The organism is Aliidongia dinghuensis (assembly GCF_014643535.1).
Classification (GTDB): Bacteria; Pseudomonadota; Alphaproteobacteria; order ATCC43930; family CGMCC-115725; genus Aliidongia; species Aliidongia dinghuensis.
Genome location: NZ_BMJQ01000017.1, coordinates 141180 through 162786 on the forward strand (window position 1 = coordinate 141180; position 21607 = coordinate 162786).

General features: G+C 65.1%; 20 protein-coding genes. 14 read left to right on the forward strand and 6 right to left on the reverse strand.

The genetic code is table 11. The features are described from left to right. The first annotated feature begins 116 nt into the window (after positions 1-116). A complete protein-coding gene (locus IEY58_RS27380; RefSeq protein WP_189051339.1) occupies positions 117-2456 on the forward strand; it encodes a hybrid sensor histidine kinase/response regulator in 2340 nt (779 codons plus the stop codon). Between the two features lie 8 nt (positions 2457-2464). Beyond that, entirely contained in the window at positions 2465-2830 is a 366-nt protein-coding gene (locus IEY58_RS27385; protein ID WP_189051340.1) for a hypothetical protein, read from the forward strand. On the opposite strand, the gene IEY58_RS27390 is transcribed toward IEY58_RS27385, so the two are convergent. After that, the gene (locus tag IEY58_RS27390; RefSeq protein WP_189051341.1) at positions 2820-4193 is read right to left on the reverse strand and encodes an MFS transporter; all 1374 of its coding nucleotides are present in this window, start codon (positions 4191-4193) and stop codon (positions 2820-2822) included. The two genes, IEY58_RS27385 and IEY58_RS27390, sit on opposite strands and share 11 nt — an antisense overlap. A gap of 132 nt (positions 4194-4325) precedes the next feature. On the opposite strand from IEY58_RS27390, the gene IEY58_RS27395 reads away from it, so the two are divergent. Then, on the forward strand, positions 4326-5060 hold the full coding sequence (locus tag IEY58_RS27395) for an ArsR/SmtB family transcription factor (protein ID WP_189051342.1): 735 nt from the start codon (positions 4326-4328) through the stop codon (positions 5058-5060). Between the two features lie 15 nt (positions 5061-5075). Here IEY58_RS27395 and IEY58_RS27400 read toward each other — a convergent pair whose 3' ends face one another. Next, complete coding sequence (locus IEY58_RS27400) at positions 5076-5864, reverse strand: helix-turn-helix transcriptional regulator (protein ID WP_189051343.1); 789 nt, start codon at positions 5862-5864, stop codon at positions 5076-5078. Positions 5865-6007: 143 nt separating this feature from the next. On the opposite strand from IEY58_RS27400, the gene IEY58_RS27405 reads away from it, so the two are divergent. The 6 genes from IEY58_RS27405 (at position 6008) to fahA (ending at position 12708) form a co-directional block, all read left to right on the forward strand. Next, a complete protein-coding gene (locus tag IEY58_RS27405) occupies positions 6008-7621 on the forward strand; it encodes an FAD-dependent monooxygenase (RefSeq protein ID WP_268237597.1) in 1614 nt (537 codons plus the stop codon). Continuing rightward, positions 7609-7830, forward strand: a complete 222-nt coding sequence (locus IEY58_RS27410) for a DUF2783 domain-containing protein (protein ID WP_189051345.1) — start codon at positions 7609-7611, stop codon at positions 7828-7830. Before IEY58_RS27405 ends, IEY58_RS27410 begins: the two co-directional genes overlap by 13 nt. A 4-nt stretch (positions 7831-7834) precedes the next feature. Next, positions 7835-8785 carry an MBL fold metallo-hydrolase gene (locus IEY58_RS27415; protein WP_189051346.1) on the forward strand — a complete coding sequence of 317 codons (951 nt, stop codon included), beginning with the start codon at positions 7835-7837 and terminating at the stop codon, positions 8783-8785. 29 nt (positions 8786-8814) lie between these two features. Continuing rightward, positions 8815-10014 (forward strand): ABC transporter substrate-binding protein, encoded by a 1200-nt coding sequence (locus IEY58_RS27420; RefSeq protein WP_189051347.1) that lies wholly within the window; start codon positions 8815-8817, stop codon positions 10012-10014. A 68-nt stretch (positions 10015-10082) separates the two neighbouring features. Next, positions 10083-11378, forward strand: a complete 1296-nt coding sequence (gene hmgA, locus IEY58_RS27425) for a homogentisate 1,2-dioxygenase (RefSeq protein WP_189051348.1) — start codon at positions 10083-10085, stop codon at positions 11376-11378. 10 nt (positions 11379-11388) lie between these two features. Further along, positions 11389-12708, forward strand: a complete 1320-nt coding sequence (gene fahA, locus IEY58_RS27430) for a fumarylacetoacetase (protein ID WP_189051349.1) — start codon at positions 11389-11391, stop codon at positions 12706-12708. A 35-nt stretch (positions 12709-12743) separates the two neighbouring features. On the opposite strand, the gene IEY58_RS27435 is transcribed toward fahA, so the two are convergent. Continuing rightward, positions 12744-13274 carry a sensor histidine kinase gene (locus IEY58_RS27435; RefSeq protein WP_189051350.1) on the reverse strand — a complete coding sequence of 177 codons (531 nt, stop codon included), beginning with the start codon at positions 13272-13274 and terminating at the stop codon, positions 12744-12746. Between IEY58_RS27435 and IEY58_RS27440 the strand changes: the two genes are divergently transcribed. The 4 genes from IEY58_RS27440 to mmsB all read left to right on the forward strand — a co-directional run bounded on the left by IEY58_RS27440 (position 13273) and on the right by mmsB (position 17948). Then, positions 13273-13533 carry a hypothetical protein gene (locus IEY58_RS27440; RefSeq protein WP_189051351.1) on the forward strand — a complete coding sequence of 87 codons (261 nt, stop codon included), beginning with the start codon at positions 13273-13275 and terminating at the stop codon, positions 13531-13533. The genes IEY58_RS27435 and IEY58_RS27440 overlap by 2 nt on opposite strands. Positions 13534-14039: 506 nt before the next feature. After that, a complete protein-coding gene (gene chvE / locus IEY58_RS27445; protein WP_189051352.1) occupies positions 14040-15104 on the forward strand; it encodes a multiple monosaccharide ABC transporter substrate-binding protein in 1065 nt (354 codons plus the stop codon). Positions 15105-15180: 76 nt separating this feature from the next. Further along, entirely contained in the window at positions 15181-16743 is a 1563-nt protein-coding gene (mmsA, locus tag IEY58_RS27450; protein ID WP_189051353.1) for a multiple monosaccharide ABC transporter ATP-binding protein, read from the forward strand. Next, on the forward strand, positions 16740-17948 hold the full coding sequence (mmsB, locus tag IEY58_RS27455; protein WP_189051354.1) for a multiple monosaccharide ABC transporter permease: 1209 nt from the start codon (positions 16740-16742) through the stop codon (positions 17946-17948). Before mmsA ends, mmsB begins: the two co-directional genes overlap by 4 nt. A gap of 387 nt (positions 17949-18335) precedes the next feature. Here mmsB and IEY58_RS27460 read toward each other — a convergent pair whose 3' ends face one another. Further along, a complete protein-coding gene (locus IEY58_RS27460; RefSeq protein ID WP_189051355.1) occupies positions 18336-19238 on the reverse strand; it encodes a hypothetical protein in 903 nt (300 codons plus the stop codon). 532 nt (positions 19239-19770) lie between these two features. On the opposite strand from IEY58_RS27460, the gene IEY58_RS27465 reads away from it, so the two are divergent. Beyond that, positions 19771-20301, forward strand: a complete 531-nt coding sequence (locus tag IEY58_RS27465; RefSeq protein ID WP_189051356.1) for a hypothetical protein — start codon at positions 19771-19773, stop codon at positions 20299-20301. Between the two features lie 22 nt (positions 20302-20323). Here IEY58_RS27465 and IEY58_RS27470 read toward each other — a convergent pair whose 3' ends face one another. Continuing rightward, complete coding sequence (locus IEY58_RS27470; protein WP_189051357.1) at positions 20324-20656, reverse strand: hypothetical protein; 333 nt, start codon at positions 20654-20656, stop codon at positions 20324-20326. Positions 20657-21147: 491 nt separating this feature from the next. After that, on the reverse strand, positions 21148-21607 hold a 460-nt coding region (locus tag IEY58_RS27475; RefSeq protein ID WP_229743981.1), incomplete at its 5' end, for a helix-turn-helix transcriptional regulator.

A 21607-nucleotide genomic window follows, 5' to 3' on the forward strand; every position in this document is an offset into this window, starting at 1 on the left:
TTCCCCGCCGCAACAATCCGGGGGTATAGAGAGGTTCCGTTCTCGTTGCACCGCACCTTTCAACGCCCCCTGATGGCCGCATCGAACGGCTTTGCGCTGAAGGAAAATCCGACACGATGAGCGCGCTCGCCAATTTTTTCGACAACTCGGCATTGCTGGCTCGCAGTACCTGCTTGTTCGGGCGCCCGGATCTTCTGTGGCTGAATGCGATCTCCGACACGGCGATCGGGCTTGCCTATTATTCGATCCCGATCGCGCTCATCGTTTTCCTCGCGCGGCGGCGCAGCGTCGAATTCACCGGCCTGATCGCGCTATTCGCCACTTTCATCATCGCCGGCGGCACGACCCATTTCTTCAGCGTCTGGACGCTCTGGAACGCCGACTATGCGGCCGAGGGTCTCGCCAAGGCCGCGACCGCGATCGTCTCTGTGCTGATGGCCATCCTCATCTGGCCGACCATGCGGCGCGCGCTGGCGCTGCCCTCGCCGCGCGCGCTCGAGCGGGTCAACGACGACCTGTCGCGGCAGATCCGCGAGCGCAACGCCGCGGTCGAGAGCCTGCGCGAATCCGAGGATCGCTACCGTACGCTCTACAACCGCTCGCCGGCGCCGATGCACTCGCTCGATGTCAGCGGCCGCGTCGTCGGCGTCAGCGACTATTGGCTGGCGATGCTGGGCTACCGGCGCAACGAGGTCATCGGCCGGCACTTGAGCGAATTCATGGCGCCCGAATCGGCGGCGCGGTTCCGGCAAGGCCGTTGGGATGCGTTCCTCGCGGCCGGCGAAGTGCGCGACGAGCCCTATGAATTCGTGCGCCGGGACGGCCGGACCGTCGACGTGCTGCTCTCATCGCGGCTCGAGCGCGATGCGACCGGCGCCTTCGGCCAATCCTTCTCGCTCATGGTCGACGTGACCGACCGCAACCGGACCGAAGCCGCCCTGAAGCGTGAGCGAGAATTTTCCGAGCTCCTGGTGCGCAGCTCGCCGCAAGGCGTGTTTGCATTCGACCGGGAACTGAAACTGACGCTGTGGAATTCGGCGCTCGAGCGGATGACCGGGGTCACGGCCGACGAGACCCTGGGGCACCAGCCGGAAATGTTCGGTACCGGCTACGGCGGCAGCGGCGTGGTCGGCGCTATGGAATCGGCGATCAACGGCGAGGCCGTCACCCTCTCGGACGAGCCGTTCGTCTTCGCCAAGGCCGGCCGGCGCGGCTTTTTCGAGGCGACGATCGCGCCGGTCTACGGCGAGGCGGGCACGATCCTGGGCGGCGTCGGCTTCCTGCACGAGACGACGGAGCAGCGCGGGCTCGAGGAGGCCCTGCGCCAGGCCCAGAAGATGGAGGCCGTGGGCCAGCTGACCGGCGGCATCGCCCACGACTTCAACAATGTGCTGACCATCGTGGCCGGCAATCTCGAGCTTCTGGAAATGCGGCTCAACGACCGGCCGGACGTCAAGCGGCTGGCCTCGGCCGCCTCGATGGCGACCAGCCGGGCCGAGCGGTTGACGCAGCAACTGCTCGCCTTCTCGCGCAAGCAGCAGCTGCAGCCCGAGCCGCTCGACCTCAATGCCGTCGTGATCGGCATCCGCGACCTGCTGCGCAAAACGGTCGGCGAGCGGATCGAGATCGACTTCCGGCCCGGGACCGCCCTCTGGCAATGCCTGGTCGACCGCAACCAGGTCGAAAGCATGCTGCTCAACCTGATCCTGAACGCGCGCGACGCCATGCCGGACGGCGGCCGGATCGTGATCGAGACCGCGAACGCCCAGCCGAAGCCGAGCCAGGTGCTGGGCCTGCCGGCCGACCTCGACTCCTGCGTGCTGCTGACCGTCACCGACAGCGGCACCGGCATGCCGCAGGAGGTGCTGGACCGCGTGTTCGAACCGTTCTTCACGACCAAGCCGCAGGGCCGCGGCACGGGCCTCGGCCTCAGCATGATCTATGGCTTCGTGCGCCAGTCGGGCGGCCATATTCTGATCGAGAGCACGGAGGGCGCCGGCACGCGCGTGCTCATCTATCTGCCGCGCGCCATGGTCAAGATCATCCCCGGCGCTGCCGCCGCTCATCGCCAGGTGAGCCCCGGCCGCGGCGAGACCGTGCTGGTGGTCGAGGACGACGAGGCGGTGCGGCAATATGCCTGCGGCGTGCTCGACGATCTGGGATACCGGGTGATCGAGGCCGAGACCGGCGACGCCGGGCTCGTCGCGGCCGAGGCCAATCCGGAGATCGACATCGTGCTGACCGACATCGTCATGCCTGGCCTGCTCGACGGCGTCTCGATGGCGCGCGAGATCCAGAAGCGCCGCCCGCGGCTCAAGATCCTGTTCACCTCCGGCTATTCCGAGACCCAGCCGCAGGAAGGCGGCCTCGTCAGCTCGGCGAATTTCCTGAAGAAGCCATATCGGCCGGCCGATCTCGCCGAGAAGCTGCGCTCGCTGCTGCTGCTCACGACCTGACGGGTGCCATGGCGGACAAGTTCGACCGCGATCGGCTGGTGAAGCTACTCGGCATGCTGGGCTCCGCGCACGATGGCGAGGTCCTGAACGCGGCACGCCGCATCGACGCCATGGTGCGCGCGGGCGGGCGCGGTTGGAACGAATTGCTCGGACCGGCCGAGACCATGCCGGGCCCGAAGCGCGTGCCAGACCGGGCGGACTTGCGCAAGCTCGACGAGCTTCTGGCCGCGAGCCGGGTCTCCGACATCCTGAAGCTCAGGCTCGCCGCCATGCGCGAAGCGCTCAAGGCCGGCCGGCTCACCGATCAGGACCGCCACCTGCTCCGCATGCTGCATCGCAAGGCGGTGATCGAGGGCGCCGTCGTTACGACCTAAGCGCTCGCCACCAGACGAGCCCAGCGATGAACGAAGCGGCTGCCGCCGTCGCCAGCGCGGCATGGAGGCCGGTCTCGAACGACGGAAAGGCCGCAACCAGCGAGCCGAAGATCGCGACGCCGATGGCCGCCCCCGCCTGTCGTCCGGCATTGAGCACGGCACCGGCGACGCCGGTCCGGCGGTGTTCGACCGCACCCAGGGCCGGCGCCGTGGCGGCCGGCGAGATCACGCCCGCCGCCAGCCCGATCAGCAGCAGCGGAGGGATCGCCCATAGGTAAGGCGAAGCCGGCCCGAACGACCAGAACGCGAGCGCGCCGATACCATAAGCGCCGAAGGCGGCACAGACGGCCCAGCGTACGCCGAGGCGCATGACCAGCCGGTTCGAAAGCAGGCTGCCGACAGCGACCATCGCCGTGAGTGGCACGAGCGCACCGCCGGCCTGGAACGGCGAATAGCCGCGCACCTCCTGGAAATAGAGGCTGGTGACGAAGAGCAGGCCGTAGAACACGAAGGCCGAGGCCGTCGAGGCGACGGTCGATCCGGTGAAGATGCCGTTGCGGAACAGCGACAGGGGCAGCATCGGCCGCAGGGCGCGTGCTTCGACCGCGAGGAAGCAGATCCAGGCCGCGGCGGTCGCCGCCATGCCGCAGGAGATTGCCGGCGAGGTCCAGCCGAGCGGCCGGCCCTCGATCAAGACCGCGATGAGACCGCCCAGCGCCGCGGCGGCACTGACCTGGCCGGGAAGATCGAGGCGGGCGCCGCCTATCGACGCCGCATCGGGCGGGACGCGGCTCAGCAATGCCAAGCCCAGGAGTCCGATCGGCAGGTTCACGAAGAAGATGCTGCGCCAGCCGAACGCATGGATCAGCGCGCCGCCGACGAGCGGGCCGGCCGCCATCGCGACGCCGCCGCAACCGATCCAGATGCCGATGGCGCGGGCTCGGACCGCGGGCTCAGGGCAGGCCTGGTTGATGAGCTTCAGCGAGCTCGGCACCAGAAGTGCGGCGCCGGCACCCTGCAGCGCTCGGGCGACGACGAGGCCCGGCAAGGTCGCGGCCAGGCCGCAAAGCGTCGAGGCGCCGGCGAAGAGTGCGAGACCCGCGCCGTAGACCCGGCGCGGCCCCCATTGGTCGCCGAGCGTGCCGCCGGTCAGCAGCAAGCTGGCAAACGCCAGCGTATAGGCGCTGACCAGCCATTGCAGGCCGGCGATCGCGATGCCGAGCTCGCCCGCAATCCGCTCGAGCGCCACATTGACGATCGAGGTATCGAGCATGACGATGAGATAGCTGACGCTGGTTGCGGCCAGCACCCGGTGGCGCGCGGCCACGCTCTCGTCTGCCGCACGGAATAGCAACGCGCTCATATCGGCTCCCCATGATGCCTTTGGTCGCGGCAACCGTAGCGGGACGGCAACCGCCGGTGCTTCGAGCCGTGTCGAAGCATCGGCCCGGCATCGGCGCTATCATGGGCAGCGTCAGACCAAGAGGAGTCCCGGATGGGTGCGCAAGAGAATGTCGCGACCGTCGCGTTCTTGATCGCCGACCGCGGGCGTGCCGCGATGCTCATGGCGCTTGCCGACGGCCGGGCGCGGCCGGCGAGTACGTTGGCCGAAATCGCCGGCATCACTGCGCAGACCGCGAGCTCCCATCTCGCCAAGCTGCTGGACGGCGGCCTGGTCGCGGTCGAGACCGCAGGACGCCACCGCTTCTACCGCCTGGCCGGCCCCCATGTCGCCCACGCGCTCGAAGCGCTGGCTACAGTCGGTGGGGCGACGGCCGGTGGCGCGTCGGGCGGCGGCGCGGCGCCGGCGCGCAAGCGCGTCGTCACGCTGCAGCAGCGGCAGCTGTGCTTCGCCCGCTGCTGCTACGACCATCTGGCCGGACGCGTCGCCGTCGCGATCACGCGCGGCATGCTCGACCGGGGCTTCATCGCGCCTGCTGACGAGCAGCGGTTTGCCGTGACCGGCATCGGCGCCGAGTGGTTCGGCCGGCTCGGCATCGACGTCACGGCGCTCAAGGCCCGTCGCTGGGGTCTCGCCCGGCAATGTCTCGACTGGAGCGAGCAGGCGCCGCATCTTGCGGGTCCGCTCGGTGTCGAACTCATGCGTCGGCTCTCGTCCGACGGCTGGCTGCGCCGGCGTGAGACGTCCCGTGCGATCGAGGTTACGCCCAAGGGCTGGATCGGCTTGCGCCGGGAGCTCGGCCTGTCAGAGCTGGCGGTCGAGCGCTGAGCCCGACGCACGTGCTTACTGCAGCAGCAGCCCGCAGAGCTGAAAGGCGCTCGTGATGTTGAGCCGCTGATAGGCGCGGCGGCGATATGTGAGCACGCTGGTCGTGGCGATGCCGAGGTCGAGGCCGATCGCCTCCGCGGTCATGCCGGCGACCGTACGGGCCGAGACGGCGCGCTCGCGCCCGGTCAGGTCGGCGCACAGGACGGCGAGCCGGTCCTCCAGCGCTTCGACCGAAAGCTTCTGGCCGCTCCATTGGGCCGTGAGCACATCGTGGCGCGCGAGCAGCGGCAGCATCAGCCGGCCGAACCCGACCAGGCGGCGCAGCTCGCCGGCCTCGAACCGGCCTGTGCCCTGGCACCGGAACAGGCTCATGACCAGCCAGCCGGACGGACGGCGGCCGGCAATCGAGAGCTTCTCGACGAATTCCGGCTCATTGTAGCAAGCCCGGCGATAAGTCGGATCGTCGATGTCGCCGGCCTCGACGCGCAGCACCATCAGGCCGGCCGCCGCGTCGGCGCGGCCGAAGGCGCCGTTCAGCGGATCCAGGCGATGGAAGCGGTCGCGATAGGCCAGCGCGCGATGCGCGGCAGCGGCACCGGTGCCGGCCGACAGCACCGTCCGCGGCGGTCCGCCCTGCAGCGGCCGCTCGAACGCGAAAAGCTCGTCGATCGGCGCGATCTCGCTGATCGCGCGGAACGAGACCTCGTCCATGTCGCGGCTGCCCAGCACGCCCACCACCGCCTCGAAGGCAGCGAGCCCGACCGGCGAGACGAGCCTGCTGGCCGCTACCGGCACCTCCAGCATCTTCCGCGTTCCTCCGCCCCACCCTCCGGGAGCTTGTTTGGGGGGCTTGTCATCAGTTCTGAGGACTGACCGTCGGATCTGAGTAGATCACAGTCGCCGGCCATAAGACAGGCTCCGCAACGGACGAGCCTTGGGGAGGGAAAATGGCTGGGCACACGACAGCAGAAGCTCCCGATCGATGCCGGGTCATGGTTGTCGGCGCCGGCCCGGTCGGGCTGGCGCTCACGATCGACCTCGTCCTGCGCGGCATCCGCGACGTCGTGCTGCTCGACCAAGGCGACGGGCCGTCTATCGGCAGCCGGGCGATCTGCTGGTCGCGCCGTAGCCTGGAAATCCTGAGCCGGCTTGGCGTCGGGCAGACCGTGCTCGAACGCGGCGTCACCTGGCAGGTCGGCCGCGTCTTCCGCGGTGCCGAGGAGCTGTTCCGGTTCGATCTGCAGCCCGATGCCGGCTACGGCCATCCGGCCTTCGTCAACCTGTCCCAGCATGAGCTCGAGGCGATCCTGATCGCGCGGCTCGCCGAACTCGGCCATCCGGGCGTCATGTGGCGGCATCAGGTGACCGGGCTCCGCCAGGAGCGGACCGCCGTCACGCTCGAGGCGGCGACGACCGGCGGCCCGGTGGAGCTTACGGCCGACTGGGTCGTGGCCGCCGATGGCGCGCGCAGCACGCTCCGCCGCCTCATGGGCCTCGAGTGCGTCGGGCGGGTCTTCGAGGACCGGTTCCTGATCGCCGACGTGCGCATGTCAGCGAACTTCCCGAGCGAGCGCCGGTTCTGGTTCCATCCGCCGTTCCATGATGGCGAATCTGCCCTGCTGCATCGCCAGCCGGACGACGTGTTCCGCATTGATTTCCAGCTCGGCCGCGCGGCCGATCCGCAGGTCGAGCGCGAGCCGGCGCGGGTCATCGCCCGCCTGGAGCGGCTGCTCGGCGACCGGTCGGGCTTCGATCTGGTCTGGGCCAGCGTCTATGTCTTCCAGTGCCGGCGGCTCGAGCGCTTCGTCCATGGTCGCGTGCTGTTCGCCGGCGACAGCGCCCACCAGGTCTCGCCGTTCGGCGCCCGCGGCGGCAACGGCGGCCTGCAGGACGCCGACAATCTCGCCTGGAAGCTGGCGCTCGTGGTCGACGGCAAGGCACCGCCTGCCCTGCTCGGCAGCTATGATCATGAGCGGATCGCGGCGTCGGACGAGAATATCGCCCATTCGACCCGCGCCACCGATTTCATGTCGCCCAAGCCCGGCATGGCGACGCGGCTGCGCGATGCCGTGCTGGACCTCGCCCGGACGCAGCCGTTCGCCCGGGCGCTGGTCAACAGCGGCCGGCTATCCCTGCCGGCCTGTCTCGACGGCTCGCCGCTCAATGGCCCTGATGTGGCAGAACTGCCTACTGCCAGCCGGCCAGGCGCGCCATGTCTCGACGCCCCGCTGGGAGAAACTGGCTGGCTGCTCGATCGGCTCGGCCAATGTTTCACCGGCCTCTATCGAACACCGACGGGCGGCATTCCGACCGAGGTCGCCGCCGTGGCCGAGCGCTGGCGGCACCTGCCGGTGCCGATCGACCTGCTCGCGATCGACGACCAGGCCGATCCGACCGGCCTGCTGGCAGAGCGCTACGGTGCCGCTCCCGGCAGCCTCACCCTCGTCCGCCCGGACCAGCATGTCGCGGCTCGGTTCGAACGGTTCGACGCCGCCGCGACCGAGGCGGCGCTTGCCCGCGCGCTCGGCAATTTTAAGGAGACCGACCCATGGGTCGCTTGACCGACACGCTGCAGCTCTCCGACGCGGACGGCTTCTACAGCGAACTCGTCCATCTCTACGACGGGCTCGACGGCCCCGCCGCCGAGGCGCTGTCGGCGCGCCTCATCCTCATCCTCTGCAACCAGGTCGGCGACCGGCAGATCCTCGCCCAAGCTTTCGCGCTCGCGCGAGCGGCCGGCGCGCCGTCTTCCCCGACCCTTCAGGAGTAACGCCATGGCCAAGACCTTCGCCTCGCAAGCCGATCTCGCGGAAAAGCAGGAGACGTTCCAGGAGCTGGCGCCCGGCGCCTATTGCCTGACCGCCGAGGGCGATCCCAACACCGGCGTCGTGATCGGCGACGACGGCGTCATGGTGATCGACGCCCGCGCGACGCCGCTCCTCGCCCGCGACCTGATCGAGCGCATCCGCCAGATCACCGACAAGCCGATCAGATACGTGCTGCTGACCCACTATCATGCCGTCCGCGTGATGGGTGCCTCTGCCTATGGCGCCGAGCAGATCATCGCGTCCGACCTCACGCTCGATCTCATCCGCGAGCGCGGCCGGCAGGATTTCGAGAGCGAGGTCCAACGCTTTCCACGCCTGTTCAAGGCGGTCGAGACCGTGCCGGGCCTCACTTGGCCGAGCCTCGTCTTCAAGGACGAGCTGACCCTGTTCATGGGCCAGCGCGAGGTGCAGATCCGCCATATCGGCGCCGGCCATACCAAGGGCGACACAATCGTCTACCTGCCCGACTGCGACGTGCTCTATTCAGGCGATCTGGTCGAGGAAGGAGCGACGCCCTATTGCGGCGACGCCTATTTCACGCGCTGGCCCGCGACGCTCGACCGGCTCGCCGCGTTCGAGGCCAAGGCGCTGGTGCCCGGCCGCGGCGCAGCACTCATCGGCACAGCGGCCGTCAAGGCCGGCATCGCTGCGACGCGCGGTTTCCTCGCCGACCTGACCGACGTCGTCCGGGCCGGCGTCGGCGCCGGCAAGGGGCTGCGTGCGGTCTATGAGGACGCGATGGCGGCACTCCGGCCGCGCTACGGCCATTGGGTCATCTTCGAGCATTGCATGCCGTTCAACGTCTCGCGCTGCTTCGACGAAATGAGCGGCATCACCGATCCGCGCGTCTGGACCGCCGAGCGCGACGCCGAGATGTGGCGGGCGCTCGAAGGCTGAAAATACAAAACGATACGAGGGAGGAAACGATGGGTGGGTTCAGGACCTTGGTGGCGGCCGGCGCGGCCCTCTGGGTGGTGCCGGCGCTCGCCGCCGGATTTTCCGGCGACCAGATCAAGATCGGCGTGCTGACCGACGAATCGGGACAGTTCAGCACGATCGGCGGCAAGGGCTCGGTTCTCGCAGCCCAGATGGCGGTCAAGGATTTCGGCGGCACGATCGACGGCAAGCCGATCGTCGTCGTCGACGCCGACCATCAGAACAAGCCGGACGTCGGCTCCGCCATCCTGCGCCGCTGGTTCGACCAGGAGGGCGTCGACGCGGTCACCGACCTGCCGGTCTCCTCGGTCGCCTTGGCAGCCCAGGAGATCGCGCGGGAGAAGCACAAGACCCTGCTGATCTCCGGCGCCGCCAGCTCGGCCCTTACCGGCAAGGCCTGCTCGCCCTATTCGACCCAATGGGCCGACGACAGCTATGCGCTCGCCCGTGGCACGGCCAAGGCAGTGGTCGCCGCCGGTGGCAAGAGCTGGTTCTTCCTGACCGCCGACTATGCCTTTGGCGCCGACATGGAAAAGGATGCGACCGCCGCGATCACGGCCGCCGGCGGCACGGTGGCGGGCGCCGTGCGCCATCCGCTCGGCACGTCCGATTTCTCATCCTTCCTGCTGCAGGCCCAATCCTCCAAGGCCAAGGTCGTGGGATTGGCCAATGCCGGCGGCGACACGGTGAGCGCCATCAAGCAGGCGGTCGAGTTCGGCCTGCCGCAAGGCGGACAGAGCCTCGCCGGCTTCCTGATCTTCATTACCGACGTCCATGCGTTGACGCCGCAGGTCGCGCAGAACCTCTACGTCACCGAAGGCTTCTACTGGGACCAGAACGACGCGGCGCGCGCCTTCGCCAAGCGCTTCTTCGACGAGATGGGCCGCATGCCGACGAAGCAGCAGGCCGCGACCTACGCTTCCGTCACCCATTACCTGAAGGCAGCCCGTGCCGCCGGCACCGTGGAGGCCGCGGCCGTGAACAAGGAAATGCGCCAGCTGCCGGTCGACTTCTTCGGTCGCGCGGGCTCGATCCGGCCGGACGGGCGCGTGCTCTACGACCTGACGCTCTATCGCGTGAAGGCGCCCGAGGCAGTCAAGCGGCCGTGGGACTATTATCAAGCCATTTCGACCATCCCGGCGGCCGACGCGTTCCGGCCCGCCGCCGAAGGCGGCTGCCCGCTCCAGTGACCGGTAGACGGAGCGTTTTGAACGGCCTATATAGTTTCAGATGAAACCATAATCGAAGGGTGGAAGCGATGACCTCGTCCGATGGCGCCGGCGCCTATCTCTCCGGCTTCGGCAACAGCTTCGCGACGGAAGCGGTCGCAGGCACCCTGCCCGCCGCGCAGAATTCGCCGCAGAAGGTGCCGCTCGGCCTCTATGCCGAGCAGCTGAGCGGCACCGCCTTCACGGCGCCGCGCGACGAGAACCGGCGCTCCTGGCTCTATCGCATCCGCCCGACCGCGAGCCACAAGCCGTATCGCCGCCGCGACAACGGCCTGATCGCGAGTGGTTTCGCCGCCGAGGCCTCGCCGAACCGGCTGCGCTGGGACCCGCTGGCATTGCCCCAGGACCCGACCGATTTCGTCGACGGGCTCGCGACGGTCGCCGGCAACGGCGACGCCGCGACCGGCAGCGGCGTCTCGATCCATGTCTATCGCGCCAACCGCTCGATGGCGGACCGGGTGTTCTACGACGCCGACGGCGAGCTTCTGCTGGTGCCGCAGCAGGGTCGGCTGGCGCTCGCGACCGAGCTCGGCCGGCTCGACGTGGCGCCGGGCGAGATCGCGGTCATCCCGCGCGGCGTGCGCTTTCGCGCCGAGCTGCCAGACGGCACCGCGCGCGGCTATGTCTGCGAGAACCATGGCGCACTCTTCCGCCTGCCGGAGCTCGGACCGATCGGCGCCAACGGGCTCGCCAACGCCCGCGACTTCCTGACCCCCGCGGCCTGGTTCGAGGGGGTCGACCGGCCGGTCGAGGTCGTGCAGAAGTTCCAGGGCAACCTGTGGGCCACCACGCTCGACCATTCGCCGCTCGACGTCGTCGCCTGGCACGGCAACTACGCACCCTACAAGTACGACCTCGCCCACTTCAACACGATCAACACGGTCAGCTTCGACCATCCCGACCCATCGATCTTTACAGTATTAACATCGCCGAGCGAGCAGCCGGGCACGGCCAACGCGGATTTCGTCATCTTCCCGCCGCGCTGGATGGTGGCCGAGCACACGTTCCGCCCGCCCTGGTTCCACCGCAACGTGATGAACGAGTTCATGGGCCTGGTCCACGGCGCCTACGACGCCAAGGCCGGCGGCTTCGCGCCGGGCGGCATGAGCCTGCATAATTGCATGTCGGGCCACGGGCCGGATCTCGCGAGCTATGCGAAAGCGGTCGAAGCGGCATTGCAGCCGCACAAGATCGACAATACGCTCGCTTTCATGTTCGAGACCCGCTGGGTCATCCGGCCGACCGACTGGGCCTTGGCCGCACCCGAGCTGCAGCCGGACTACGACGCCTGCTGGGACGGTCTCGGCAACAATTTCCGGAAGTGACGATCCCGCCATGAGCGCCCTCGACCAGACCCACGACCGGACCCTCACGAGCTGGGTCACCAGCGCCAACGGCCATGCCGACTTCCCGATCCAGAATCTGCCGTTCGGCATCTTCCAGCCGCACGGCGGCAGCCCACGCGGCGGTGTCGCGATCGGCGACGAGATCCTGGATCTTCGGGAGGCGGTCAGCCTCGGCCTGTTCGAGGGGCCGGCGCGCGAGGCGGCCGAGGCTGCGTCCGGCGCCACGCTCAACCCGCTGATGGCGGTCGGTGCCGCGGCACGCCGGGCGCTCCGCTTGCGCCTGTCCGAGCTCTTGGCCGAGCACGGCGCCGAGCGGGCCAAGGTCGAGGGCTACGCGACCATCCTGCTGCACCAGGCGGCGGACTGCACGCTGCATCTGCCGGCGCGGATCGGCGACTACACGGATTTCTATGCCGGCATCAACCATGCGACCAACGTCGGCCGCCTGTTCCGGCCCGACAACCCGCTGATGCCGAACTACAAATACGTGCCGATCGGCTATCACGGCCGCGCCTCGTCGGTCCGCGTATCGGGCGGCGACGTCGTCCGGCCGAATGGCCAACGCAAGCCTGCGAGCGAGGAATTCCCCAGCTTCGGCCCATCGCGAAACCTCGACTATGAATTGGAGCTCGGCATCTGGATCGGCCCGGGCAATGCGCTCAGCCAGCCCATCCCGATCGCGCAAGCGGCCGAGCATATCGTCGGCTATTGCCTGTTGAACGACTGGTCGGCGCGCGACATCCAGGGCTGGGAATACCAGCCGCTCGGGCCCTTCCTCGCCAAGAACTTCCACACGAGCATCTCGCCCTGGCTGGTGACGGCCGAGGCGCTGGCACCGTTCCGCAGCGCCCAGCCGGCCCGGCCCGAAGGTGATCCGCGACCGATGGACTATCTCTGGAGCGAGGCGGACCAGCAGGCGGGCGCGCTCGACATCAGGCTCGACGTGCTGCTTGAGACCGCGACCGACCGGGTCGCCGGCCGGCGGCCGGTCCGCATCGGCGGCAGCAACACGCGCGAGCTTTATTGGACGCCGGCGCAGATGGTCGCCCATCACGCGTCCGGCGGCTGCAACCTGGCGCCCGGCGACCTGTTCGGCTCGGGCACGATCTCCGGCACCACGACCGACAGCTTCGGCAGCCTGCTCGAGATCACCGAAGGCGGCCGCAAGCCGCTCGCCCTGCCCGCGGGCGAAACCCGGCGCTTTCTCGAGGACGGCGACGAGGTGATCTTCCGCGCCCACGGCGTGCGCGACGGCTTCGTGTCGATCGGCTTCGGCGAATGCCGCGGCCGCATCGCGCCGGCGATCTGACCCGGCGATCTGACCGGCCGATCCGACCTGCCGAATCAGGCTCCCGTCGGCTCGACGACCAGCACCGGCAACCGGACGCGCACCGTCGTCCCCCGACCCAGCACGCTGTCGACGGCGAGCGTGCCGCCGTGCAACTCGACAAGGCTTTTGGCAATCGGCAGGCCCAGCCCGGCGCCTTCGCGGCGGCGGGTCAGCCCGCCGTCGATCTGACGGAACGGGCTCAGCGCGATCTCGACCTGCTCAGGCGTCATGCCGATGCCGCCGTCGGCGACGGTCAACATCACCCACGGCGTGGCGCTGGCCTCTGCGGCCACGCGCACGGCGACCCGGCCGCCCTCAGCGCTGAACTCGACCGCATTCAGCAGCAGGTTCAAGAGCACGCGCATGACCATGGCCTTGTCGGCCAGGACCGGCAGCGCGTCCGGAACCTCGACGACGATCTCGACGCCGCGCTTTGTCGCCTGGGTCGAGACCAGCCCGCGGCAGCTGCGGGCAAGCTCGGCAAGGTCGAGCGCTTCGCGGCGTGGTGCCATCTGGCCGGCCTGGATCTGGGAAAGGTCCAGCATGTCGTTGACCAGCGCCAGCAGACGACGGCCGCTCGAGCACTTCCGCCTGCTGCCGCAGTGTCTCGTGCGTGTGGCGTATCGCCAGCCAGAGGAGGCCGAAGCTGGTGAAGACGAGCGCGGTCACAATATCGTCGAGATGCCATTCCGGCCGCGCCGCATCGAAGGCGGCGACCCGCTCGAACGGCTCAAAATAAATCGAGGCGACGAAGCCCGCGACCGTCGTCAGCAAAATGACGACGATATCGCGGCCGACAGTTGAGCGAGGGACGAGAAACGGCGACGACGCCACGGCGATCTGGCTCCCGGATCGAACCGTCGCATCCTGCCGCAGCAACGTGAATCGATCATCAGGATTTGACCAGATTGCACCCCAATCGCTGCACGACGGCTGCAATCGGCATGCGATGCAGACGGTTGGTTGGCGTAAGCTATTTTTGTCAACCTATTAACATTAATTGCGCCCGCCTTGCCGTCGCCCCGCCGTAAGGATTGAGGCCGCGGCCCAGTCGTGACAATATGTATGAGTTGTTTGCGGAAGCCGTTCATTTACAAATATTTACATCAAGGGGGCGGCACAGGCGCGCGTTTCGCGACATAAGGCGTTTGGCGATCACGCTGCGAGCTGCCGCGGTCGAAAAGCTCAGCGCGTACGTTTTTCAGAATCGACTCCGTCGATTTTTGCATATATGCCGATCATAAATAGACCGCGACCAACGCGAACCGCTGGCGGGCATCGACCGCCGCAACCGGAAGACGGGAGGAAAGATGATGAAGGCCAAATACCTGCTCGCCGCCGCGGCGCTCGGCGCTCTGGCGCTTTCGGCCGGCGCCCAGGCCCAGGAGAAAGTGACGATCGGCATCGCCATGCCGACAAAGTCGTCGGCCCGCTGGATCGACGACGGCAACAACATGGTCAAGCAGTTCGAGGCCAAGGGCTACAAGACCGACCTGCAATATGCCGAGGATGACATCCCGAACCAGCTGTCGCAGATCGAGAACATGATCACCAAGGGCGACAAGGTCCTGGTCATCGCCGCGATCGACGGCACGACGCTGTCCGACGCGCTGCAGCAGGCCCATGACAAGGGCATCAAAATCATCGCCTATGACCGCTTGATCCGCAAATCGCCGAACGTCGACTATTACGCGACCTTCGACAATTTCCAGGTCGGCGTGCTGCAGGCGCAGTCGATCGAGGCGGCGCTCGGGCTGAAAAACGGCAAGGGCCCGTTCAACATCGAGCTGTTCGGCGGCTCGCCGGACGACAACAACGCGTATTTCTTCTACAACGGCGCCATGTCGGTGCTCGACCCCTACATCAAGTCCGGCAAGCTCGTGGTCCAGAGCGGCCAGATGGGCATGGACAAGGTCTCGACGCTGCGCTGGGACGGCGCCGTGGCGCAGTCGCGCATGGACAATTTGCTCAGCGCCTATTACGGCAACAAGCGGGTCGACGCCGTGCTCTCGCCCTATGACGGGCTCAGCATCGGCATCCTCTCGTCGCTTAAGGGTGTCGGCTACGGCAGCGCGAGCCAACCGATGCCGTTCGTCTCTGGCCAGGATGCCGAGGTCCCGTCGGTCAAGTCGATCCTGGCCGGCGAGCAATATTCGACCATCTACAAGGACACGCGCCAGCTGGCCAAGGTGACGGTCGACATGGTCGAGGCGATGGAAAAGAATCAGTCCGTACCGGTCAACGACACCAAGACCTATGAGAACGGTGTCAAGGTCGTGCCGGCCTATCTCCTGAAGCCGGTCGTGGTCGACAAGACCAACTGGAAGCAGGTGCTGGTCGACGGCGGCTACTACAAGGAAAGCCAGATCCACTGAGATCGGCTGGTCACTGAGTTCGACTGACGGGAACCCGAGGGCGGCCAAGCGCCGCCCTCGGCACCGGGGAGGAAGCATGGACGCGATCCTCGAAATGCGCGGCATCACCAAGACGTTTCCGGGCGTGAACGCGCTCGATAACGTCAACCTGACGGTGCGGCGCGGCGAGATCCACGCCATCGTCGGCGAGAACGGCGCCGGCAAATCGACGCTCATGAAGGTGCTGAGCGGCGTCTATCCGCACGGCAGCTTCGAGGGGCAGATCGTCTTTCAGGGCGAGGAGCGGCAGTTCCGCACCATCGCCGACAGCGAGCGCGCCGGCATCATCATCATCCACCAGGAGCTGGCGCTGGTGCCGCAGCTCTCGATCGCCGAGAACGTGTTCCTCGGCAATGAGCAGGCGCGCCGCGGCGTCATCGACTGGATGACGGTCATGCGCAAGACCCGGGCACTGCTCGATACCGTGGGCTTGCACGAACCGCCCGAGACGCTCGTCACGCACTTAGGCGTCGGCAAGCAGCAGCTGGTCGAGATCGCGAAGGCGCTCTCGAAGGAGGTGAAGCTGCTGATCCTCGACGAGCCGACGGCGAGCCTCAACGAGACCGACAGCAACCTGCTCCTGGACCTTCTGGTCTCGTTCAAGGCCGAGGGCATTACCTCGATCCTGATCTCACACAAGCTCAACGAGATCGCCAAGGTCGCGGACGCCATCACCGTGCTGCGCGACGGCGCCACGGTCGCGAGCTTCGACTGCCGCGCCGAGCCCTTGAGCGAGGACCAGATCATCCGCCACATGGTCGGGCGCGCGCTCGACGACCGCTATCCGAAGCGCGAACCCGCGATCGGCGACGTGCTGTTCGAGGTCAAGGACTGGAGCGTCTATCACCATCGCCATGCCGGGCGGCAGGTGATCAAGCACATCGACCTCAATGTCCGGCGCGGCGAGGTCGTGGGCCTGGCCGGCCTCATGGGCGCCGGCCGGACGGAATTCGCCATGAGCGTGTTCGGCCGGTCCTACGGCCGGCACATCACGGGCAAGGCCTTCCTCGACGGCCGCGAGGTCGATCTCTCGACCATTCCGAAGGCGATCGCGGCCGGCATCGCCTATGCGACCGAGGACCGCAAGCACTACGGCCTCGTGCTCGACAACAGCATCATGCACAACATCTCGCTCGCCAATCTCGCGGGCGTGGCGCGCCATCTCGTGATCGACGACGGGCGCGAGGCGGCTATCGCCAACGACTATCGGCGCCAGCTCAAAATCCGCAGTTCGGACATCCTGCAGGCGACGGTCAATCTCTCGGGCGGCAACCAGCAGAAGGTCGTGCTCAGCAAGTGGCTCTATGCCGACCCGCAGCTCCTCATCCTGGACGAGCCGACCCGCGGCATCGACGTCGGCGCCAAGTACGAGATCTACACGATCATCAATCGCCTCGCCGACGAGGGCAAAGGCGTCCTGATGATCTCGTCGGAGATGCCGGAGCTCCTGGGCGTGTGCGACCGGATCTATGTCATGAACGAGGGCCGGCTGGTCGCCGAAATGCCAGCCGCCGAGGCGTCGCAGGAACGGATCATGAGAGCGATCGTCAAGGGAGCTGACGTGAAGGGAGCCGATCGGGTCGAGGAGATGGCGTCATGAGTTTGAAGATTACCGCACCCGCCGCCAAGGAAGCCCGCCCGCCACGTCCGCCGGTACGGGGCTCGGTGCGCGGTCATCTGCGCGAGTACGGCATGCTGCTGTCGCTCGCCATCATCGTGATCTTCTTCGAGAAGATGACGAACGGCGCGCTCCTGATGCCGCTCAACCTCACCAACCTGGTGCTGCAGAACAGCTACATCGTCATCATGGCGCTGGGCATGCTGCTCGTCATCGTGTCCGGGCACATCGACCTGTCGGTCGGCTCGGTCTCGGGCTTCATCGGCGCGCTCGCCGCGATGATGATGGTGCAGTTCCATCTGGATTTCGTCTCGACGACGATCCTGAGCCTGCTCGTGGGCGCGCTCATCGGCGCGGCACAAGGCTATTGGATCGCCTATTTCAAGATACCGTCCTTCATCGTGACGCTCGCCGGCATGCTGGTGTTCCGCGGCCTGTGCCTGGTCGTGCTGGGCGGCCAGTCGATCGGGCCGTTTCCGGTCGATTTCCAGCGGCTGAGCTCCGGCTTCCTGCCGGACCTCATGGCCGGCAGTGCGCTCAACGTCACATGCCTGGCGCTCACCCTGCTGCTGGTCGCGGCCATGGTGGGATTCGGCCTGCGCAACCGGGCGCGCCGCCAGGAGAACGGCCTCACCCAGGATTCGCCGCTGTTCTTCGGCCTCAAGACCGCGATCGCAGCCCTCGTCGTCCTGGGCCTCGGATACCTGCTCGCCTCCTACAAGGGCCTGCCGAACGTGCTGGCGATCATGATCGTGCTCATCGCCGGCTATAGCTTCATGACGCTCAAGACGACGATCGGCCGGCGCATCTATGCGCTGGGCGGCAACGAGAAGGCGGCGAAACTGTCGGGCATCGATACCGAGCGCCTGACGTTCCTGACATTCGTCAACATGGGCGTGCTGTCGGCCTTGGCCGGCCTCATCTTCGCCGCCCGGCTCAACACGGCGACGCCCAAGGCGGGCCTGTCGTTCGAGCTCGACGTCATCGCCGCCTGCTTCATCGGCGGCGCGTCGGCCTCGGGCGGCGTCGGCCGGGTGAGCGGTGCCGTCATCGGCGCCTTCGTCATGGGCATCATGAACAACGGCATGTCGATCGTCGGCGTCGGCATCGACTGGCAGCAGGTGATCAAGGGCCTGGTGCTCTTGGCCGCCGTCTGCTTCGACGTCTACAACCGGAACCGGTCGTAACACGGCTCGCGGCTCATCGCCGAGCCGCGACAGGGGGGGCACAAACGAAAACGGCCAGGATCCAGGATCCTGGCCGTCGCGCCGAAAATCGGGGAAATGCCCCCTAGAACGGTTCTGTGCACCTAGGTATGTAAAGAACGAAAAGAATTGTTTGATCTCATTATGTTAGAGAACCGTACATTAAAAATATGTCAACAAAAAGGCGTTTTCAAGCGTTTTGGCGCGTTCGCGCCGAAATGATTGTAAACGCAACCCCGGGGTTCTGGGGGGCGGCACGAGCCCCCCGATACTCGATTCCAGCTAACTGGAAAGAACCCGATTTTCAGAAAATATTTTCGCCAGAAACCTGTCCTCTTCGAAACGCAATTCAAGCGAGCGCCGCTTGGGTTATGGCGAAGGAGGTTTGGGTTGCTTCTCATCGGCAGGGCAAATGGCACTTACAGGATGGGCCGCAGTAGCTAGAGCGCGACACGCGCAATTTAAAGCCGCTTCCATTAGGTATTCGCGATCTTTTTGGAAAGTATTATTGGCATCCGTATTAGATTTGACGATCGCATCGTAACGCTTGTTCCATTCGTCGCGAGCGGCAGTCCAATCGTTATATTCCTGCTGAGACATCTTGGAGTTGCCGTTCTCAACCTTTTCCCCTGGCATCTTCGGCGCATCAGGATAAGTTTGCTTCTGGGGCGGGGTCCGTCTGTAGGTGCGGATCCACTGGCAGGTGCTTTGTGCATTCGCTCGAAATTCTGGCAAGTATGACGCGAGTTCCGGATCCATGTCACTTGGCGGCATAGTTGTGAGCGTCTTATAGACACCTTCTCCATCGATACCGGTATTATTCACTTCGGAGGTTATGCTGTCGAATACGATTCTCCGCGACAAAATACTATAAAACCTCTGGCGCCGAAAACTGTCGATAAGGCTAATTTGTTCTCGCGATTGCGCGGCGAGAGAGGTTAGACGCTCCTCCGAAGAGGCGATTTTCTCCTTTGCATTAAGAATTTCATATTCAAGCTGCGCAAGTTCCTTTTGGGTCGAAAGGAGTTTGCTTTGTGTGGAGAGATTAGCGACCGTTATCTGCTCTGTAATATTTTGCAAATCTGCAAGTCGTTTCTCTCTGTCATCAGCTAATGATTTAAGGCGACGGGATTGCTCTGCAATATCGCTGAGTTCATTGTTGCGCCGAACAATTTCCGATCGGAAATAATCTTCGAGGCCGGATATCTGCGTTGTCGCCCACAAAGAAACTACGCCGATTAATAGAGTACCGATGGCGGTCGCTGCATTCATCCATTCTCGAATCGACGTCCAGTCTCGCGATGAGCGCAGCAAAGGCTTGGTCCTTAGTTCAGGTTCAGGTTCGACAACCCGCCGCTGTGATCGCGATCTGAGGGCTTTCACCTATGTCGAGCGGCGGACGGACAGATGTGCCCTGGCCTCATTTGAAGCCAGGGCACTAGGTAGGCTTACTTCCCCTTGGGCTTATGCTTCGCCTGAGCAAGGTCAGAAGCAGCGACTTCCTTTTCTTTGGCAGTCGATTTCGGATTGCTGAGGATCTTCCCAGCGTCCGAAGCAGGCTTTTTCCCAGTGGTCATAGTGCCCTCGTAAGTTGCCACCAGTGCACTCGCACTGGCGTGTATCATCTACAATTTTCCCTTAAATGTCGAGTCTGTTCACTGTATATGGTGTCAACGGCTTTGAGCGCCACCATATATGTGGTCAGAATGAGCATGTCGGCGTGCATGACGGGATACGTGACGGTTGCGGCGCGAGGTTTCAGCGGGACTGGCCTTCAACACCAGCGCTAGATCGATCACTGCGAATGCGCTACGACGCCCACATGGAAATTGACGACACGCTGGAGCCCGATAGGCTCCGCTTCATACGATTCCACGGCAACCTTGGGGTCGGCGGCATCCTCGTACACGGCAAGCCGTGCTGGTTTGCCTGGGGGCCCCGTGGCCTTATCCATCGAGCTTTCCGTTCCTACAAGGACGCAGCAAGAGCTGTTGAGCAGGCCGAACGCGCTGTGCGAAACGAAGCTCAATGGAAGAAGTGGCTCGCAACTCTAGATATTGTATTCAATACTCGTGGGGAGGTTAAAGAGCACGTTCCTGATGGAGATTCCACGGTCCATGTGATCCAGCTTCTGCCTGATGAATTGTCATGGTGTGCGAGGCTCGGCACGAAGAGCGGCTGGAGCAGTTGGGTTCCCAACGAGGAAGATCGAAAAGAGGTTTTTCCGACGCTGGCTGAAGCTCTGGCCCGACAGGCAGTTCTGACGTCCTATAACGACCCCACGACTGAGGACGAGGATTACAGCGAAGAAGACATCCCAGGAATGGGACCTTGAATTTAAGTGCAAAGCGATAACACTACAGCAGCGGCTTATTAGATCGCGCTCGCCATCGCTGGATCATGCCGACAAATGGATGAGATCGATCTAATTTCGACCGCACCCCGTGGATGCGTTCGTACTCTTGTGCTTCGTCGTACCATACCCTCGCTCGCTCAATAGCTTCTTGAGCAGATTTGTTTTCAACAATTCGATCAGAACGTACACAATCTGCCGCCAGATGGCGAGCAAGAACCCAAACAGCTCCGACCTCCATGGCGAATTCGATTTGTTCTAGACGAAATTCGAGGGAATTTTCGATCTGCCACTTGAGATATCTTGCGCATTCGTCTACGGCTCCCTTCTCAGTCATGGGTATTCTCTCAACGTTTTTCGAGAAAATACCATGAATTTATTAAGCCATATTTATAGAACACTTCATACGCGGCGGTTCGCACCGTGTTATATATTCCCCCTTCAGATCCAAGTATCGATTCGTCGCCACTAACTTTGGCGCTTGTCTCGAATGGGTACACCCGAGCGGGTCATTCTCGCGAGACGGCTTTAATGTCTGTTTAGGGTGGGAAAGAGCGATATAAGACAAAGTGTTAGGACCATCTAGATCCTAGCAAGATGCTCAGGAGCACATTCGGTGGCGAAGATCGGCTATCGGGGGCTGAATCGCGCGCCTGATCTATGGATCGTCCCTCCAGCCGCTTGCGCTCATTCGGGTGAGCATAGTCTGAACGAGCTTCCCGCCATTTGGGGACAGGAACCGCGCGCCAGGCATCACCGCCCGCCTCTCGCTCAAGCTACGAAGAGTCCTCGTGATCAGAGGGTGGCGTTGCCGGCCCCCAAGAGCGGCTATCCATCGCCGTCGAGCAGCCGATCGACCATCGCACGGACGAGCTTCCGATCCTTGGAAGACAGGAGATGGACGCGTGGAATCACCGCGTCTTCCGCAGCAGCGGCGCCTGCCGCCGCCCGTATTTCCGGACTGAAAACCTGATCGATGCCGCATCCGACCGCGTTGGCTATTGCCTCCACGGTCGAGATGGACGGGAGGACCAAGCCTCTCTCGATCTGCGAAATCGAACTCGTACCTTTGCCGAGCCGACTAGCCAGCTCCGTTTGCGTCAAACCGGCCGATTCGCGCAGCACTTTGATTCGCCGGCCGAGGCGGTACGAAATTTCCGTTGTTATTCGGCGTGGAAAATTGACCCCTGCTGAGGGGTGATCGGTGTCCAAAATTGACCCCCTTGAGGCTGCTGTTGGCAAGCTGCCCGCTCCTGGATGCGAGCGGGTGGTCGGGGGATGTTGGTTG

Excerpts from the sequence above, each read along its gene's own strand:
- IEY58_RS27380 (WP_189051339.1), top strand. The coding sequence starts at position 117 with ATGAGCGCGCTCGCCAATTTTTTCGACAACTCGGCATTGCTGGCTCGC.
- IEY58_RS27385 (WP_189051340.1), top strand. The coding sequence starts at position 2,465 with ATGGCGGACAAGTTCGACCGCGATCGGCTGGTGAAGCTACTCGGCATG.
- IEY58_RS27390 (WP_189051341.1), bottom strand. The coding sequence starts at position 4,193 with ATGAGCGCGTTGCTATTCCGTGCGGCAGACGAGAGCGTGGCCGCGCGC.
- IEY58_RS27395 (WP_189051342.1), top strand. The coding sequence starts at position 4,326 with ATGGGTGCGCAAGAGAATGTCGCGACCGTCGCGTTCTTGATCGCCGAC.
- IEY58_RS27400 (WP_189051343.1), bottom strand. The coding sequence starts at position 5,864 with ATGCTGGAGGTGCCGGTAGCGGCCAGCAGGCTCGTCTCGCCGGTCGGG.
- IEY58_RS27405 (WP_268237597.1), top strand. The coding sequence starts at position 6,008 with ATGGCTGGGCACACGACAGCAGAAGCTCCCGATCGATGCCGGGTCATG.
- IEY58_RS27410 (WP_189051345.1), top strand. The coding sequence starts at position 7,609 with ATGGGTCGCTTGACCGACACGCTGCAGCTCTCCGACGCGGACGGCTTC.
- IEY58_RS27415 (WP_189051346.1), top strand. The coding sequence starts at position 7,835 with ATGGCCAAGACCTTCGCCTCGCAAGCCGATCTCGCGGAAAAGCAGGAG.
- IEY58_RS27420 (WP_189051347.1), top strand. The coding sequence starts at position 8,815 with ATGGGTGGGTTCAGGACCTTGGTGGCGGCCGGCGCGGCCCTCTGGGTG.
- hmgA (WP_189051348.1), top strand. The coding sequence starts at position 10,083 with ATGACCTCGTCCGATGGCGCCGGCGCCTATCTCTCCGGCTTCGGCAAC.
- fahA (WP_189051349.1), top strand. The coding sequence starts at position 11,389 with ATGAGCGCCCTCGACCAGACCCACGACCGGACCCTCACGAGCTGGGTC.
- IEY58_RS27440 (WP_189051351.1), top strand. The coding sequence starts at position 13,273 with ATGTCGTTGACCAGCGCCAGCAGACGACGGCCGCTCGAGCACTTCCGC.
- IEY58_RS27435 (WP_189051350.1), bottom strand. The coding sequence starts at position 13,274 with ATGCTGGACCTTTCCCAGATCCAGGCCGGCCAGATGGCACCACGCCGC.
- chvE (WP_189051352.1), top strand. The coding sequence starts at position 14,040 with ATGATGAAGGCCAAATACCTGCTCGCCGCCGCGGCGCTCGGCGCTCTG.
- mmsA (WP_189051353.1), top strand. The coding sequence starts at position 15,181 with ATGGACGCGATCCTCGAAATGCGCGGCATCACCAAGACGTTTCCGGGC.
- mmsB (WP_189051354.1), top strand. The coding sequence starts at position 16,740 with ATGAGTTTGAAGATTACCGCACCCGCCGCCAAGGAAGCCCGCCCGCCA.
- IEY58_RS27460 (WP_189051355.1), bottom strand. The coding sequence starts at position 19,238 with ATGAATGCAGCGACCGCCATCGGTACTCTATTAATCGGCGTAGTTTCT.
- IEY58_RS27465 (WP_189051356.1), top strand. The coding sequence starts at position 19,771 with ATGCGCTACGACGCCCACATGGAAATTGACGACACGCTGGAGCCCGAT.
- IEY58_RS27470 (WP_189051357.1), bottom strand. The coding sequence starts at position 20,656 with ATGACTGAGAAGGGAGCCGTAGACGAATGCGCAAGATATCTCAAGTGG.